This is a genomic window from Wenyingzhuangia aestuarii, from assembly GCF_011927765.1.
In the GTDB taxonomy this organism is placed as follows: Bacteria; Bacteroidota; Bacteroidia; order Flavobacteriales; family Flavobacteriaceae; genus Wenyingzhuangia; species Wenyingzhuangia aestuarii.
Window position 1 is genome coordinate 157,214 of sequence record NZ_JAATJG010000002.1, and the last position, 16,078, is coordinate 173,291.

8 protein-coding genes are annotated in these 16,078 nt (G+C 30.3%); 5 read left to right on the plus strand and 3 right to left on the minus strand.

Annotated elements, in window-relative coordinates:
* Nucleotides 1-40: 40 nt before the first annotated feature.
* From GGR97_RS02635 to ndk, 3 genes are all read right to left on the minus strand, one after another.
* Nucleotides 41-3,730 carry a PAS domain S-box protein gene (locus GGR97_RS02635; protein WP_167896873.1) on the minus strand — a complete coding sequence of 1,230 codons (3,690 nt, stop codon included), beginning with the start codon at nucleotides 3,728-3,730 and terminating at the stop codon, nucleotides 41-43.
* Between the two features lie 657 nt (nucleotides 3,731-4,387).
* Nucleotides 4,388-5,329 carry a LamG domain-containing protein gene (locus GGR97_RS02640; protein ID WP_209272309.1) on the minus strand — a complete coding sequence of 314 codons (942 nt, stop codon included), beginning with the start codon at nucleotides 5,327-5,329 and terminating at the stop codon, nucleotides 4,388-4,390.
* Nucleotides 5,330-5,504: 175 nt separating this feature from the next.
* A complete protein-coding gene (gene ndk, locus GGR97_RS02645; protein ID WP_167897034.1) occupies nucleotides 5,505-5,924 on the minus strand; it encodes a nucleoside-diphosphate kinase in 420 nt (139 codons plus the stop codon).
* 164 nt (nucleotides 5,925-6,088) lie between these two features.
* On the opposite strand from ndk, the gene pelF reads away from it, so the two are divergent.
* From pelF to GGR97_RS02670, 5 genes are read left to right on the plus strand one after another with little or no spacing between them, the layout of a single operon-like run.
* Nucleotides 6,089-7,558, plus strand: coding sequence for a GT4 family glycosyltransferase PelF (gene pelF / locus GGR97_RS02650; protein ID WP_167896874.1), 1,470 nt, complete (start codon nucleotides 6,089-6,091; stop codon nucleotides 7,556-7,558).
* Nucleotides 7,559-7,560: 2 nt separating this feature from the next.
* Nucleotides 7,561-9,150 (plus strand): hypothetical protein, encoded by a 1,590-nt coding sequence (locus tag GGR97_RS02655; RefSeq protein ID WP_167896875.1) that lies wholly within the window; start codon nucleotides 7,561-7,563, stop codon nucleotides 9,148-9,150.
* The gene (locus tag GGR97_RS02660; RefSeq protein WP_167896876.1) at nucleotides 9,137-9,934 is read left to right on the plus strand and encodes an endo alpha-1,4 polygalactosaminidase; all 798 of its coding nucleotides are present in this window, start codon (nucleotides 9,137-9,139) and stop codon (nucleotides 9,932-9,934) included. The genes GGR97_RS02655 and GGR97_RS02660 overlap by 14 nt, the downstream gene beginning before the upstream one ends.
* Nucleotides 9,935-9,937: 3 nt before the next feature.
* Nucleotides 9,938-11,890, plus strand: a complete 1,953-nt coding sequence (locus tag GGR97_RS02665) for an LTA synthase family protein (protein ID WP_167896877.1) — start codon at nucleotides 9,938-9,940, stop codon at nucleotides 11,888-11,890.
* Nucleotides 11,891-16,009 carry a DUF2194 domain-containing protein gene (locus GGR97_RS02670; RefSeq protein WP_167896878.1) on the plus strand — a complete coding sequence of 1,373 codons (4,119 nt, stop codon included), beginning with the start codon at nucleotides 11,891-11,893 and terminating at the stop codon, nucleotides 16,007-16,009. It begins immediately after the preceding gene.
* Nucleotides 16,010-16,078: the final 69 nt, after the last annotated feature.

Below are 16,078 nucleotides of genomic sequence, written 5' to 3' on the forward strand. Positions count from 1 at the left end.
TCTATTGTAGATGGCTTTTTTTGTTTCTGTAAGTAGCATATTATTTTCTAAACTTATTAATAAGCTTTAGCAGTAATTCTTTGTCTAAAGGTTTAGGTATATATCCATCAAAATTTAATTTATTGGCTTTTTCAATATCGTCTGTAAGCGCATGTGCTGTTTGTGCAATAACAGGGATTAACGGGTTTGTTTTCTTTATTTGTACACAAGCATCCCAACCATCTAAAACAGGCATTTTAATATCCATTAAAATCAAATCTATGTCTTTGTTGTTCTCACAAATATCAACAGCTAATTGTCCGTTACGTGCTCTAATAATATTGTAGTCTTCGTTTTTTAATATTTGTTCAATATAAAAGAAGTTACTTTCATTGTCTTCTGCTACTAGAATGGTAAAGTTTGATTTGTTTTTAGAAACAATTTTTAAAGGGATCTCATCCACTTGGCTGTCGTCCACTTCTTTTATTTCAAAAGGAATATGAAATTTAAATGTAGCCCCTTTATTAGCTTCAGATTCAAGTTCAATGGTTCCATCCATTAAATTGATAATCTTTTTGATAATAGAAAGTCCAAGTCCTGTACCTTGTGCAAATTCATTTAGTTTTGTGAATCTTTCAAAAACTTTATCGTGTTGGTTTTTAGGTATACCTATACCTGTGTCTTTTACAAAACAGGTAACATTAGAGTTGTTGTCTACATAGTAACCAAAGGTGATTGATCCTTTGTTGGTGAATTTTAAAGCATTGGTAATAAGATTTATAAAAATCTGTTTTAATCTGTTTTTATCTGATGAGATTAGGATTTTAGAATATTGAGGATCCATAATTAAGGTTACATCTTCACAACATTTATGTTCAAAAATGGTATGTAAACTTTTTAGCAAAGAGTTTAAGTCAAATAAAGTAGGCTTAATCTCAATAGTTTCAGATTCTATTCTTGCAAAATCGATTAAATCATCAATAAGTCTAAGTAAGACTTCACTCTGGTCGTGAATAATTCCAGAAAATTCTTTAAAATCTTCACTTTTTGTTTCTTCTGCAATAATGGTAGAAAATCCAACAATAGAGTTTAAAGGTGTTCTAATTTCATGACTCATAGAAGCTAAGAAAGCAGTTTTTAATCTGTCTGCTTCTTCAGCTTTGTTTTTAGCTTCTTCTAAATCACTTAATATTTTTTTCTTTTCGGTTATATCTTCTTTTAAAGCAATAAAGTGAGTTATTTTATTTTCGGAGTTTTTAACTGGAGCTATGTTTACGTTTTCCCAATACAAATCACCGTTTTTCTTTTTGTTTCTAAACTCACCATACCAGCTTTCTCCGCTTAGTAATTTACTCCACATTTCTTTATAGTACTCTTTACTGTGGTAACCCGAGTTTAAAATTTTAGGACTTTTACCTATGGTTTCTTGTATAGAGTAACCTGTTGTTTTTTCGAAAAATGGATTTACATATTCTATAATTCCATCTGTATTTGTAATAATGATACAGATTGGGCTTTGGTCAATGGCCTGAGTTAGCTTGTTTTTTTCTTCTTCTATTTTTTTTCGGTCACTAATATCTCTAACAAAAGCTAAAAATAGTTTTTTTCCTTTATCATAAAAGACACTAAGTTTAACTTCTACAGGAAAAACAGTTCCGTCTTTTCTTTGGTGTTGCGCAACAAAGCTGGTTGATGTTTCTGGGCTAATACTATTCCAAGCTTTGTAAATTTCATCTTTGGATGCAATATTTTTATCAACATCAAAGATTGTTAACTTTTTAATCTCATCAATGCTATAATTAAGATCTCTAGTAGCTTTTATATTGGTGTCTAGTATATTTCCTTCAATATCATGTAAATAGATAGCATCGGGTGCGTGTTTAATTAAGCTTTTAAATTTTTGCTCATTATCTTTTAACGCATTTTCTGCTATTTTTTGATTGGTAATATCGGTATGTGTACCAATAAGCCTTATCGCTTTTCCGCTTTCGTCATGCTCAAAAATTTTAATTCTAGAGCGAACCCACATCCATTCCCCGTTTTTTTGTAGGAATCTAAATTCTTCATCATAAGAATCTGTTTTACCGGCTAGAAAATCTTCTGTTTTGGTTTGTACGTTTAAAAAATCGTCTCTGTGAACTCTTTTTTCCCACTCTTTAAAGCTTCCGCTAAACTCATTAGGCTCGTATCCGGCCATGGTGTAGTAACGAGCATCAAAATAAACTTTGCCTGTTGGAATGTCCCAGTCAAAATAACCATCGTTGTTAACGGTAAGGGCTAGGTTATTTCTTTCTTCGCTAATTTTTATTTTTTCCTCAGCAACTACTTGTTCTGTAATATCTGTTGTAGACACCCAGCATCCTTCTATTTCTGTTTCGTTTTTGTATAGGCTAATTAAATTGTTTAAAAAGTATTTAACCTCTCCAGCTGCTGTAGCTTCTTCGGTTCTTAAGTTTTTCCATTCGTAATTATTACTAATATAAAGATCAATCATGTATGTCATTGTTTCTTCATCATCCCAAATATAGGTTAGGGGTTTGTTTAGTAATTCATTGGCATTGTTAAATCCGTAAAATTGAGCTAGAATGTCGTTACACTCAGCAATGTAAGAGTTGTCTTTAATAAATTGAAATTTCTCTTCTCTTGAAAATCCTATTTTAAACGTTTCTTTAAATTTTATTCTAATTAAACCTTGTATAGAAGAGTCCATTAGCTTTTTGTAACCTTCTTGACTTTCTTTAAGTTTAATTTCTGCTTCTTTTTGTGGGGTAATGTCAAGAAGTGTTCCTTCAATTCTTAAAGGAGATTCCGTATCGTCCTGAAAGGTTTGTGCATTAATCATTACAGTAAGTGGCTCTCCATTTATTTTTTTTGCTGTAATAACGTAGTTTTTAATATAGCCGTACTCTTTTAAATGATGGGTTAGTTTGCTTCTTTCTTCATCATTACCCCAAAAATCTGAGATGAATAGTTTTGAGTAATTTTTATGTGGAGTTAAGCCTAGAATGTTTTCAAACTCATGATTGTAACTTAGAATTTCTCCGTCAATGGTTGCTGTGTAAAACCCTTCTAGTAAATTTAAAATTGTATTTCTGTGTTTGTTTTCAGAAATTAAAATTTCAGCATTTAGCTTTTTTATTTTGTGAAATGATACATATATATAATAGCCTAAAGTCAATAAAATAATTAGAATAAAATATCTTGTGTATATAAAAAACGTAATCTTTTTCTTGGCAGTATTAAGTGTTTGACTGTTGGTGTTAATTAGCTGGTCTGTGGCAATGTTGTTGTTAATTTGAGTTTCTTCAATTTGATCAAAAAATGTTTTTTTATAATTTATGTAAGAATCACTTTCTAGAATAGCTAATGCTTCTTGTTTTTTGTTTAAATTGTTTTTTAGAAGTGCTTTCTTTTCTAAATTAAGAATAATAGTTGCAATACTATCTTGAAGAGGGCTGATGTCTGTAATTTGACCAAATGTATTGTTAAAAGAAGCTCTATTACTGGTGTAGCTTTCTAACCAAGCATTATTAGAGGTTTTAATATAGTTTTGAAGATTATATGTAAGTCCTGTGTTTAAAGTTAAGAGTTTGTTTATTTTTCTAAGCTGATTTTGCTTTAGGTCCACTTGTGTAAAATTAGATATAACCGATTTTGTTTGGTTTATAATGTATAAGTTAACCGTCATGCATAGAATGAGGCATATTGAGAATATAAATAGGGTAACTTGTTTTACAGTAAATTTTCTCATTTTTAGTAGGGGGGTATTTTTGTTTTTAATAGCAATTGTAATTTAATAAAAAAAAAGGATAGAAATGTCGTTTTTAAATAGGTATAAACAAAGAATGCACTAATATTTAAATTAGTGCATTTTAAGAAAAAAAAGTTTTGTTTTGGATTCTTAGAAATTAAACTTTTTAGTAGTCTTTTTTTGTTGTTTAAGGTGTAACTGTCTGTATTGTAATAATATGTTCAGGAGTTGTTACGTTTTATACTCTAGGTAACTTATAAAATAACTGTATTTTCTTCCAAAATGTTCTTTACTAATTATTAGTACTAAATTACCTTGTGCAGAAACTTTATGAGTGGTATTAAACTTAAAAAATATTCTTTTTAAGGCTAAGTCGCTTAATGTAGCTCTTAAAACAGATAATTAATTGGGAATATTTCTGTTAGGTTGTAGTTAATGATGATCATTAAAATAAGCTGTTAATTATACTAATTACATCTTTTTTAATTTCTGAATAAGGTAAAAGGTTTTTAATTTTATTAGAAAATAGCTTTAGGTATATTGTGTCTGTAACAATTTTAATATCAATAATTTGTTTTGAAAAGGCAATTCTATGTTTCAAAAAATAGATTGAAAACATAGAATTACCTTTGGAGTACTGGGGATAAAAAGAGTGTGTTATTTATCTTCTAACTTCCAAGTTCTAACCCAATCGTATTTGGTGGTTAAATCATCAAAAGAGCCCGTTTCAAAAATACTTCCCTCTGGGTCAATTGGGTTCCAATCGTAAGTTTCTATAGCCATGGTAATGTAACCTTCTAAATCAAAATCTGTTGTGGGAGTAATAGAATAAACGTGTTTACCGTCTAGATAGAATAAAATTTCAGTGGGAGATTTCCACCAACATCCATATACAAAAAATCTACTATTGTTTGTTTCTGTTAATTTAATACTTCCAGATGCTCTGGTTTCTTCACCTATGTCACAACTTCTGTTGTGTCTAATTGTATTTGAGTGGTAAATTTTATCCCAGCCGCTAGCCCAAGAATGGGTATTGCTATGTACACGACCTACACATTCTTGAATATCTAGTTCTAGTTTTCTAATAGGACCATTGTCGCAGTTTTGTTTAAATGCAATCCAAAAGGTAGAAGACATAACAGTTTTGTTTGCTTTCATTCTACATTCGTAATACAATCCATGTTTTGCAGTTGTTTTAGATCTAATAATTGCTCCTCCGTGAGTCCAATTTATATTTCTTACGTTTTTTGGTGTGTCATATTTTACAGTGGTTACATTTAAATTTCCATCACTTACGCTCACATTTTCAGCTTCAAATAAAGCAGGAGGTCTACCGTACCAACTAAATCCATCGGTAGCTGGGTTTCTGTGCCATTTATCATCATCAAAAGTAGTGCTGTTAAATTCGTCAGAAAGTGTTTCTACTTTTACCCATGTTTTGTCAGTAGGTGTAGGATTTTCGGTGCTTAAAAAATAAGGCTGATCTGGAGAAGGAGCTGTGTCTTCTTCTGTTTCATCAGGTTGATTTTCTTCTGTACTAGGAGGGGGAATAAAGTTGATGTCAGAAGTGTTCTTTTTACTACATGATACAATCATCATGCAGAAAAGAAATAAAGGGAACTTTAAATGTTTAAGAAAAAATAACATGTTTACTATTTGTTTGTTGTGTTACAAAGTAAATAGTAAACAGTGTTTTATAGGATAACAAATACTCTTTTTAGAGAAACAAAGGTTGAATGTTTTTGTTTAGAGTGTCTAAAAAAAGGATGTGTTGTTAGTATTGAATAATTTCATTTTCGTTAAAATGGAAAGTACTTTCTATAACTGCATTTTCATCGCTGTCAGAACCGTGTATAGCATTGTTAGAAATTGAAGTAGCATATAAGTTTCTAATGGTTCCTTCGGCAGGATCAACCGTAGCACCAATTAAAGCTCTAAAATCTTCTACAGCATTTTTTTTCTCTAAAATGGCCGCGATAATTGGACCGCTAATCATAAAGTCTATTAATTCTTGAAAAAACTTTTTGTCTTTATGGATTGCATAAAATTCAGCAGCTTTTTCAGGAGATAGTTTGGTTAATTTTAAAGCTACTATTTTAAAGCCAGAATTGGTTATTTTCTGAATAATAGCCCCAGTGTTACCCTGAGCAATTGCATCAGGTTTAATCATTGTAAAGGTTCTGTTGTTAGTCATTGTTGACATTCTTTGGTTTAAGAAGCTAATATACTTTTTTCATAAAATATAAACCAATGTTTAATCAAGTAATTAGAATATTGATATTTGACAAATTTATGGTTGTTCTACGGTTTGTTAATTGTTATATTTGTGGTTAATCCCAAAACAAAGAACCCTACAGGATGGCTAAATCAGTAACGTTAATTGGTGAAGGGAATTATCCTTTTATGGGAGGAGGGGTTTCTACCTGGTGTCACTCTATTTGTACTGAAATAAGCGATGTTGATTTTAGTGTGTTTTCTTTTACAGCAGATGTTGTTGCCCCTATTTATGAACTACCTAAGAATGTGGTTTCTGTAAAACAAGTACCTTTATGGTCTGTAGAAGAGCCCATTGAACTGTTAAGATACAATGAAAAGTATTTTGATAGGGTCTTAAAAAAAGAAAGAACCAAGTCTAGTGTAATTCGCAATCAATTTATTCCTCTTTTTGATCAGTTTATAAAAGCTATTTTTTCTAAAGAAGATGATGCTGAATATCTCTTAGAATTGTTAGTTCAATTGTATACCTATTTTACAAAATACGATTACAAAGAGAGTATGTATAGTATTGAAGTCTGGGATCATTACAAAGGTGTAGTAAGTAATATATCTGAGGATGATACCTATATTTCTAAAGTAAAAATATCAGACATTGTAACCTCTTTAAGGTGGATTTATCGTTTTTTATTGCCAATTACTATAGATTTAGATAAAACAGATATCAATCATGTTACCATATCTGGATTTCCTTTTTTACCCGTAATTATTGCCAAACACAAACACAATACTCCTGTAGTATTAACAGAGCATGGAGTGTTTATGAGAGAGAGACTTATCAACTTAAGTAGTTCTCCTATGTCTTATTTTTTGAAATTATTTTTGATCAATTTCTCCAAAATAATAACAAGACTAGCTTATAATAGTTGCGATGTAATTGTATCTGTAAATACCTACAATTTAAAGTGGGCAGAAATGTACGGGGCCGATCCTAAAAAATTTAAAGTAATCTACAATGGTGTAGATGAAGAACGATTTGTGCCAAAACCAAAACCCAACAAACATAAAGATACCAAAGTGGTAGTAGCTGCTGCTAGAATTTTTGAGTTAAAAGACATTTTAACCATGATAAGATCTTGTGCGGAGGTTAAAAAAGAAATCCCAAACTTAAAATACATTGTATATGGTAATAATGATGCTGTTCCAGAGTATACCGTAAAATGTGAAAATTTAATAAAGGAATTAGGTTTAGAAGACTGTTTTATTTTAGCAGGTTTAAACACAGATCCTCCTTCTATTTTTGTGGAGGGAGATATTTCTATTTTAACTTCTATTTCAGAAGGTTTTCCATACACCATTATAGAATCTATGAGTTGTGGAGTACCTGTGGTTTCTACAGATGTTGGTGGTGTTAAAGAGGCTATAGAACACGGTGTAGATGGTTTTGTTTGTAAGCCCAAAGATTATAAAGGAATAGCAGAAAAGGTAATTCTTTTGTTAAAAGATGACGAGTTAAGAAAAGAAATGGCTAGAAAAAGTAGAGAAAAAGTAGTAAACAATTTTACAATTAAAGTAGTAAAAGATGCATACTCAGAACTATATAAATCATTATAATTTTGAATCCAATTCCTGAGAAAGTTTCAGATTTAATACTAGAAATAAAGAACTTAATAGGTATGCCTGTTGGGGCTAATGCTGTTATGGCTGTGTTAGAATCTATGGGGATTAGAGAAATTGATGTGGTAGAAGATTACCAACAAGAATCTTTGGCAACAATGGCTACACTTATTTATAACGAATTATTAAAAGAGGAATATACAGATGAAGAAATGAATCCTTCTAATTTAGACGTATATGTATCGTCATATGAGGGTTTTAATAAAGTTAAAGAGGGAACAAAGTTCTACATAAAAGGATTGTTTAGTGTGTTGCCTGTGTTTCTTCAAATTTTTTGTGTGGTCTATTTTGGTTATGCTATTTGGGTAAATGTTGGTTTTAACGATTTGCAAAGTACAGCCGTTGTTTTGGCTGTAATTTGGGCTTTAATTTTAACAGGAGGATTTATACAGGTTATAGGTAGAGTAGGCTCTTATTATTGGAGTTCCTTGCAAAGAGTAAAATCGTACATAGCCATGAATAGGCTGTTTTTTAAAGCCGCTAGATTTGTGGTCTTTGTATTGTTGTTTATGAATATAGTCAACTTTTTTCTTCATCTATATCCGTACATAATGATGCTTATTTTTAGTATTTATACATTTCTAATAAGTATTCTTTTGTTGAGTTTAGCCTTAATGTACCCTATAGAAAAAAGATGGACTATTTTGTTTTCTATATCAGTAGCTACAAGTATTGCTTTATGCTTGCACTTTTATACAAATATTCATGTTTTTATTACCCATTGGATAGGAATCTCTATTGTTATTTTAGAATCTTTTTTAGTGTATAAATGGTCTTTTAAAGGTGTTGAAAGTCAAAAGAAAAAAGATGCCAAAAAGTTTATTAGATATGGAGTTATAATTTACAACAATAACTTGTATTTTTTGTATGGTGTTTTTTTGTACATCTTAATTTTTATGGATCGCTTTTTAGCTTGGTCTGCAGATAGAGATAATACGGTTATTCCTTATATAGTATACTATGAAAAGGATTATGAAATAGGAATGGATTTGTCTATTATTATTTTCTTTTTAGTAGCTGGAGTTTTAGAATATAGTATGCATGTTTTTTCTAAACAGTTGTCTGTTGTCTTACAAAAATTAGATTTTTATAGCTTAACTGTTTTTAAAAGGGAGTTTGCTTATTTGTATTTAAGAAACTTACTTGTGTTTTTAGGAACCTCTTTAGTGGCTTTTTTATTGGTCTACAGTTTTATGTATTACGACTGGGGGTATAAAAGTGCCTTTGGAGAAAGTTTTCCGGAAATTAGTAACAAAGTACTTATGTATGGTAGTGTAGGTTATTTTTGTTTGTCGTGGGGGATGCTAAATGTATTGTATATGTTCCGATTGAATCAACCTAAAAATGCTGTTAAAATTATAATCTTAGCAGTAATTATAGATTTTGTAGTAGGAGCACTTTGCAGCAGAATGATTAGTTATGAGTACAGTGTGTATGGAATGTTAGCAGGTATGTTATTTTTCTTACTAGGAAGTCTTTATTATAATTATAAAATCTTTTCAAGAATAGACTATTATGCCGTGTTATAGTAAATTAAATATAATAGTAATGTTGATGATGTTTTCGTCTATTTTTGGGGCTAACAAACCCGATTTTTTTGTGTGTTATGCAAAGGTGCCTACATCTCAAATACAAGGGTTTAATACGGTATTTTTAGAATCTGCTTTTTACAATCATGCCGAGGTAGAGTTACTAAAGAAAAACAACAAAAAAGTATATGCTTACATCAGCCTAACAGAAGTAAGCAAACATAATACAGGTTTGTATCAAAAGTTAAGTCCTTATTTGTTGTCAGAAAACAGCAATTGGAATAGTGCCTATATCAATATTTCTAAAGCTAAGGCAAGAGCTATTCTTATAGATGAAATAGCAACTATTTATAGCAAAGGCTTTGATGGGCTTTTGTTAGACAATTTAGACAATGCATCAATTCATGGTCCATACAAGGTTTTACAGTCTAGTTTGATCCAGTTAATAGAAGAAATTAATCATAAATTTTCGGATAAAGATTTAATCCAAAATGGAGGGTTGTTTTTGTTAGAAAAAACACATACAGTCATAAAAGGAATATTGGTAGAGTCTGTTTTTACAGATTACGATTTTCAGTTAAAAACATATAAAATAAGAAACAAGCAAGAAGCTGTGCTTAAAAAAACAAGTTTCATAAATACCATAAAACATTACAAGTTAAAAGGGTATGTAATAGAATACGCAAGCCAAAAAAGCGTAGTTCAAAAAATTTATAGAAAATATAATTTAAATCAGTTATCTGTTGTGGTAACGGATATTAATTTATCAAATAATTTAAAATAAAGTATGCTATATATAGGTCCTTTAAGAGTCCTTTTATTAGTGCTTTTTTTCTTATTTATAGGAAAAAAAGTATTTAGATACCCTTTGCCCGATGACAGAATTAATTTTTTTGTTAGAAAATGGCTTAAGTATGGAACCTTTATGTTTGTGAGTGTGTTTATACTACATCAACTAGGTTTTTATGACTTGTTTACTGTGTTGTTAATTATTGTGTTGCTAGTAGTAGCACATATTTTGGGAATTAAGTTTAGAGATATTTTTGCCATTAGCGAACGATCTAATGTTTTGTTATTGTACTGGGTAAATCTTTTAGAAAAAAAATATTTGGGAACTTATGAAGTCAAGCCCAAAAAGAAAATTCAGATCATAAAAGGAGAGTACATGTTCCTTATTAATATCTTATTAGTAAGTGGGGTCTTGTTCTATTTTTTAAGTAACGATTTGTTTACATCTACCTTTTTATGGAATGATGATTTACTGAAGATTAGACTTTTTAACAGTCAAAAATGGTTTGTAGAAGGAATGGTAGAAATGGGAGATTTTCCATTTATTTCTATTTATGCAAAACTTACAGGATTAACTAACGAGCTAGCTTTAAAAACTTTTGGAGTGGTAGAGTTAATTATTTTGGCTGTTGTTATTTGTTGGTTTACATATAGAGTAACCAACAGGTCACATATTTTGGCAACATTAGCTATGCTATCATTAGTAGGCTTGTTTTTATATGCACCTATACATACCGGATATTTAACGGCTCACAACTCTATTTATTTAAGTTTAAGTTTTGCGTTACCTTTAATGGTGTTTGCTATGGAGCAAAAAAAAGAGTTGGTATATCACAGATTGTTTTGGTTTAGAATGCCTGTCATTTTTTTAACCTTATTTTTTATAAACCTACATGTTTACATTGTTATATTACCTGTGTTTTTTGTATCGTTAGCTTTATTTAAAAAGAGTAAAAAAGGAACTTTAAGGTTTTTAGGAGCCTATGCTTTATCGCTAACAATAGGTTTCATATATATTTATTTAGTAGCAGATTGGAACTATTTTATGGCCTATATAAGAACCAATTTAATTGCCGTAAACACCTACACCTATCCGGAAACCATTAAATACAATTGGAGCGATTACATAAACTGGTATCTGTACATAGGTTTGTTTTTTAATGCTTTATTATTCATCACCTTTAAAAAGAAAAATGTAGACACAAAAGTATTGGTTTTTAATTCTTTTATGGTTTTTGTGTTTTTGCTGTTTAAAGTCAATACTTATTTTATAGATAAAGATGTCTTAACAATTATTGTTAGAATTTTTATGCCTGCAACGGTAGTATCTGCTCTATACGCTGTATACAGTAATGTATTAGGATTTACGTTTTTACAAAAGTTAAGAACCAGTACTGTTGCTAGTTTGTTGTGTATTAGTGTGTTTCTAGGTTTGTGTTTTAATTATCAAAAAGATAAAATTCACAACATTGTAAAGCCAGATAATTATGCCAATACCGTTTTAGAAGCTTACAATAAAATATTGATGAATAACTTGCCTTATTCTTATATGTTGGTGAATGATAGTGAGCACTTTATCTTAAATAGTGATAGTCATTTTTTGATGAACTATAATGAGTTTACTCACAATTATGCAGAAAAAGATTCCATATATAACAAGTATAAAACAAAGCAGAAAGTTTTAAAAAAACATCCTGAATATGTATTGCCTAACAGTATATATGTGTTTAAATACGATGATTATGGGAAAAATAATTCTGATGATCGTATAAGTAATATAAAAGAGATTAAAGAAAATAGCCGTGAAAATACTGCTATAGACAGTGTGTTAAACATACTAAGAAAAAGAGGTAGAACAGTAAAGGTGTATTACAAAGAGAATAATATATCGGTATATGAAATAGAAAATATTTCTAACTCTAGTAATGTAATAGATTTAATGTTTCAGTAAATGAATAAATATATAAGTCTTTTAATAGGATTTATTTTTCTTATATCGTGTGGTAAAGAAAAAATAATAAAAAGGAAGATTGTTACTCCTAAGCAAGACCATCAAGTTTTGTTTGTAACCAATCCAAAAGATAGCATGTCTTTGGTTATAGAAGATAACATGAGGCACCTGTGTGATTATACCAAATTTTCTTTTAAAACCATTGAGAATGTAGATCTAGATTATTTAGATAAAATTAACGATAACACTTCTTTGTTAGTACTTACGGGTTCAGATACATTGCATCAAAAAACGATTAAAAAAATTGTAGAATACGTTAAAAAAGGAGGTACGTTGTGTATTCCTAATGCAACCAAAGATCAAAGATTATCGTATTTATTAGGACTTAAATTAGATGCCGATTTTGGTTTAGATTTTACCTCTAGCGGATTTTCTTTTAACGAAGTTTTAATTCCAGGTTATCCTAAAAAAACATACAAACCCACCTATGTACATGGAGGCTTAGGAAGTCATAATTTTAATGAGGATGTAAATGTATACGCATCGGCAGTAAACAATCCGTTGTATCCTGTAATTATAGAAAACTATGTAGGTTTAGGAAAAACCATTTATGTAAATAGTTATTATCAATACGAAAAAGATGATAGAGGTTTGTTATTTATGCCTGTATTAAAAGCCATGGAAGGAATTCCTTATCCTATAGCTAATGTTAGTACTATTTTTTTAGATGATTTTCCATCACCCGTATATCCTAGTAAACCAGAACCTATAAAAACAGAATTTAATTTATCTAATGCTGAATTTGTTAGGCAAATTTGGTGGCCAGATATGGCTAAATATGCAGACTCTTTAGATATTAAATACACAGCATTATCCATATACGACTATAGTTTAAACACCGTACCTCCTTTTTCTTATAGCGAATGGGAACAAGTGCAAGACTCTACCTATGTTGGTAAAAAAAGTATTGTATCAACAATTTCTAAAAGTGTGGTAAAAGACGGGCACGAGCTCGGTTTACATGGTTACAACCACGTTTCTTTGTTAAATGAGGAATGGAACAAAAGACCAGATTACATGGCCATGGCATTGCAAAGTGTGTCTAAAAAATGGAAGACAGAAAATTTTGGTAAACTACCTGTTTCTTATGTGCCTCCTACTAATTATATTGATAGTATTGGTATTCAAGCTTTGCGAAAAGGAATGCCTTCTGTAAAATATATGTGTAGTTTGTATTTGGGAGAAAAACACGATGGTGGTGGTAGAGAGTTTGATGTAGATCCTTATAACAAAAACTTGTTTGATTACCCCAGAATATCAGATGGTTATGAACCTAATGATAAAATTAAGTTCTCTTATTATTCATTGTTTTTATATACAGGTATTTGGACACACTTTATTCACCCAGATGATATCTATCAAATTCCAAATGAAAACAATTTAGAAAGTAGGGGAGAGTTTGAGTTTAGAAATAAAAATAGTTTAGGTTGGAGGTCAACTCCCTCAAGACCCGATAAAAAAGGTTTGCTAACTCTTTTTATAGAAGATGTTGTAACACCCATTAAAAAAACATACCCATTACAGCGCTACAAAACAGTAAAAGATGCTGTGCCTATTGTAAAGAATTGGAAAACAACTTATCCAGAATATAAAATTACAGAAGATGAATTAACATTGGTGTCTAACAAAAACACAAAGGATTCTTACTGGTCTGTATTTATTGGGAAAAATTTTGCTAGAGAATACGAAAAATCCTTAATTGTAAACGATGTTATCTATACCAAAACCAAGTATTTAGATGGTTACTTGTATTCCTTTTTAATGAAAGAGAAGTCTATAGTTTTAATGAATGTAAATCATCTAAAATCACAACTAGTTCAGCTAAAAACAAGAGATTTAGAATATGAACTTTTTGAGCTGTTAAATGGTAAAATTAAAAATTTAATTAAACAAAACAGACTAAGAGAGGCTACCAATGCTTTGGAAGCTTATATTAGTGAAAGGCCAACTATTAAAGACAACGTATTTAGAATTTATGCCAAATACATGTCTTGGCAAAATAGAAACGATGCCACTTGGAAATTCTTGTACGATTATAGCAACCGCTACAAAACCAAAGATAATTTTGATTATTCTAAAACTTTAAAACAATACTTAGCATTACCTAGTACCGATGTTTATAATTTATGGTTGTACAAATACATGTTGTTAGAACCAAAAAACACAGCACATTACAAAGAGTTTATTGCTAATAATTACGAGCCTAGATTTTATAGCGAAATCAAAAGGATGTATAAAATCATTCAAAAACTAGAGCCTTCTCATCAAAATAGAGCAAACTACTTGATGTTTTTAGTAAGCTATTATCCTGATGATTTTGCCAAAGAATTAAACATGGATGAGGTGTGTAGCAATCCACTTTTAAAAGAAGAATCTTCAAACTTTGCATGGTTCTTTTCAGAAAGAAAACAATACAAAAAAGCCATTGCTTGCAGTGGTTGTAATAACGGAATAATAGACGATGATACAAAGTACAGTTGGTATACTGCTTTAGGTGATACTACAGCTGTTAAAACATTGTACTATGATAGATATTTTAAAGATTTATTATACAACAATCCAGAACAAGCCTTAAAAGAAGTAGCAACTAAAGATGTTTGTAAAGATGAGCTATATGTAAAGCATTCTGATGAAATTACTTGGCTATATGCGGGTAAAGAAAATTATAAAAAAGCACTTTCTTGGAGTACTTGTTCAGACAGTATAAAACTGTTAGATAAGTTTGATTGGATGTATAAAATGCAAGACAAACAAGCGATTAAAACTGCTTATCAAGAACATTTGGCTTTACAAAACCATGCACAAACTAATTTACTAGCAGAAATTGTTGCTTTAAGAAAAAATAGTTTTTCCAATGCAGATACTAATAATGCATTAAAACAAGCAGAGCAGGCTTATTTAAATTTTGAAGAGCATCACACAGAAGACAATGCTAAATTGGCCAATTATGTAGCAGATATTTATTTAGAAGACAATCTATTTAAAGAAGCTTGGCAAGTGGTTAATACAATGCCGGAGGGTACTTTAAAAGCAGAAAAACAAGCCTTGCTAAATGAGCAAGTTTTAGCTCAGAAAACAAGTATTCAAACTTATTTATTAGCCAATCAAGAAGAGTTGTTTTACCCTAAGGTATTAGAAAGCGTAAAAGCTTCTATTGTTTTTAGAGAACATAATTATGCTGAGTGGGAATCCGTTATTTCTTTAGATAAAACAAGTGTAAATGCCATTGTAAATAATTTATCTGGAGTTGTGGTAGCTAAAAATGAACACAAGCACAGAGTTACTTTGCACAATCCTAATATTTATAAGGTTAAAAACTTAAACAGGTTAAATCGTTTCAGAAGAGAAAACATTCAACATACCTATTTTGGTTTAAAATACGCTTATATAAACGATAAGGTTGTAGACAATTGGAACTATCAGCTAGGAGCGGGAATGGATGTAAGTGTTAAAGGAAATAAAAACTTGTACAACCTTATGGGGGGAGTTTCTTACAAGGCAGAAACCATGTTTTCTAACTTACAATTTACCCACGATGTTCCTTTAACAAGTGTGGCTTACACATTAGGTATTTACGACACTAAGCTTAGTTGGTATTCCGAATATTTTCATCATAAAAAAAATGAATTTAGGCTTACCGTAGAAGGAGATTTGTATAGTGATGGTAACAATCAAATAGCCACTGTTGTTCGTTATTATAGATTATTTAGCCTTAGTAAAAAAAGTACTTTATCTCCATTTGCAGAAACAGCTTACAGTGCTAGTAATGCAAATTTACCTGGGGGTTTACCTTATTTTGCATTAAAAAGTAGAGCTTATTACGGAGGAGGTCTAAGGTATCAATACCTAGTGCCAGAAAACGATTATTTTAATAGGTTTTCAGGGATGATAGAACCCTCTTATTTTACAGATACATATTACAATACCTTTGGTAGATTCTACGGAGAGTTAACATATAAATTTAGAGATTATACTTTTTTCTATTTCTCTGGAGAATATTTTTCACAAGACAATTTTTATTCAAATACATTCAATGTTGGTTTTAAACACATATTTTAAGCACTTGTTGCTATTGGTTGTTTTAGTAGGCTGTAGTACTACTAAAAAAACAGTTGTTGCTTCTCAAAA